The organism is Rubrivirga sp. (assembly GCF_049648075.1).
Classification (GTDB): Bacteria; Bacteroidota; Rhodothermia; order Rhodothermales; family Rubricoccaceae; genus Rubrivirga.
The window spans coordinates 1-2,317 of the sequence record NZ_JBARYR010000248.1 but is presented as its reverse complement, the minus strand read 5'-3'; the positions used below and the strand labels follow the sequence as shown (position 1 = coordinate 2,317).

The window sequence follows — 2,317 nt, the reverse complement described above, 5'->3', positions numbered from 1 at the left end:
GCCCCCAGCCCGCGGAGCGCGCGTGCGACGGCAGGCATCGCGAACGGCAGCACCTCGACGGGGACCGGCGCCGACTTGCCGAGTCGGTCCACGATCTTCGAGCTGTCCGCCAGCACGACGAAACGGTCCGCGAGAGTCGCCACCACTTTCTCACGCACGTGCGCCGCACCGCGGCCCTTGATCAGCGACCCGGCCGGGTCCACCTCGTCGGCGCCGTCGAGGGCGAGGTCGAGCGGCGGCTTCGACGTCGGCATGTCGTCGAAGCCGAGGCCCTCGAGGCCGACCGTCGGGACGCCGTACTGGCGCGCGAGCTGTTCGGCGGCGAACGACGTCGGGACGCCGACGACCTCGAGGCCGTCGGTCGCGATGCGCCGGCCGATGGCCTCGATGGCGTAGGCCGTCGTGGAGCCGGTTCCGAGCCCCAAGCGCATCCCGTCCTCGACGAGAGCGGCGGCGGCGTGGCCAGCGGCCTGCTTGGCCTCGGCGTTGGGGTCGATGGACACGGGCACGGTTCGGGGTTTCCGAAAGCTAGCGTCGCACGAGCGTTCTCGAGGTCGGAGACTAGACGAGAGCGGGCGTAAAAAATGTGGTCGCCGAGACCACCCGGCGGTCTCGAAAACGGCACAGCCGCTCGGCCTCGAGGTCGGTCAGTGGAACTCGCCGCTGCCCACCGACACGAGCGAGACCCGGTCATCCTGGCGCCGTCCTCGAGGACGGCTACTCGTAGCGCAGGGCCTCGATCGGGTGGAGCTTCGCGGCCTTGGTAGCCGGATACACGCCGAACATCAGCGCCACGACGGTCACGCCGATCACGGCCGTCGCCGCCCAGCCCCACGGGAACGCCGGCGCGGACGTCATCAAGGCCGCCACGATGTTGCCGCCCAGCACCCCCATCGCGATCCCCACGATCCCGCCGATCTGGCACAGCACGACGGCCTCGACCAGGAATTGGAGCATGATGTCCTTGCGCGTGGCGCCCAGCGACTTGCGAACACCGATCTCGCGCGTCCGCTCGGTCACGCTCACCAGCATAATGTTCATCACGCCGACGCCCGCCGCCAAGAGGGCGATCAGGCCGATTCCGGCGCCGCCGGTCGCGAGCGCGTCCGTGAACGTCTTGAGCCCGTCGGCGGCCTCGGCGCCCGAGAAGATGTCGAAGTCGTTCTCGACCTCGGGGTTTAGCCGTCGGATGGCTCTCATGGCTCCCGTCGCCTGGTCCTGGACGGCCGCGAACATCTCCGCGTTCGGCGCGCGCACGTCGATCCAGACGTCGTTGTCGTGGAGCCCGAACGTCTGGATCGCCCGCGTGATCGGGATCACGACTCGGTTGTTGGTGTCGCCCATGTTGAGCCCGCCGCTCTTCTCTTCGAGGACGCCGACGACGTCGAACGGCTGTCCATCGACTCGGACCTTGCTGCCGAGCGGCTCGAGGTCGCCGAACAGGCGCTCGGCGACGGTGCTGCCCAGGACCACGACGCGGCGTGCGGAACGGACGTCGGCCTCGGTCAAGAACCGGCCCTTGTCGATCTCCCAGCCGTTGATTTGGGCGTACCCCGAGTCCCCGCCCAAGAGCCGGACGTTCGGGTCCGTCGACGCGTCCACGGTGCGGACCTCGCGCTGGCCGCCCCACACCGCCGGGCTCACCTGGGCGGCGAGCGGGACGCGCTCCCGAAGGGCGACCGCGTGAGCGTAGGTCATCTGCGGTCGCTTGGCCTTCTCCTCGGTCCACTCGCCGTCTCCGATCCGCTCGAACGTGATCGTCTGCGTGCCCAACGCCGAGAGCTCGGCCATCAGCGTCCCGTCCAGCACCTCGACGGCCGTGACCGACGCGATGACGGAGAACACGCCGATCGCCATGCCCACGAGTGTGAGCGCTGACCGGAGCCGGTTGGCTCGCAAGGCCTGCATCGCTTGTCGGAACGTTTCGGTCATGGTGTGTCGGCGGGGGGCGAATCTACTCGTAGCGCAGGGCCTCGATGGGACGGGCGCGCGCGGCCTGCCACGCCGGGACGAGGCCGAACGCCACGCCGACGACGGCGCAGATAACGAACGCGAGTCCGACGGTGCCGGCCGAGAGCTCGGCCGTAAAGACCTGGTTGATGGCGATCGCGACGAGGGCCGCCAAGCCCACGCCGATCGCCCCGCCGACGACGCAGATCGCGACGGCCTCGACGAGAAACTGGAACAGGATGGCCCGCCGTGTGGCGCCCAGCGCTTTGCGGACGCCGATCTCGCGCGTCCGCTCCTTGACACTCACGAACATGATGTTCATCACCCCGATCCCGCCCACCAGGAGAGACAGCGCCGTCAGGAACAG

3 protein-coding genes are annotated in these 2,317 nt (G+C 69.5%); all 3 read right to left on the bottom strand.

The window, feature by feature from the left end:
* Nucleotides 1–503 (bottom strand): ribose 5-phosphate isomerase A (rpiA, locus tag WBA11_RS07495; RefSeq protein WP_424520076.1); only part of this gene is annotated, 503 nt, incomplete at its 3' end.
* A 214-nt stretch (nt 504–717) separates the two neighbouring features.
* Entirely contained in the window at nt 718–1,932 is a 1,215-nt protein-coding gene (locus WBA11_RS07490; protein WP_424520075.1) for an ABC transporter permease, read from the bottom strand.
* Nucleotides 1,933–1,954: 22 nt separating this feature from the next.
* The coding region (locus WBA11_RS07485; RefSeq protein WP_424520074.1) for an ABC transporter permease at nt 1,955–2,317 on the bottom strand (363 nt) is incomplete at its 5' end.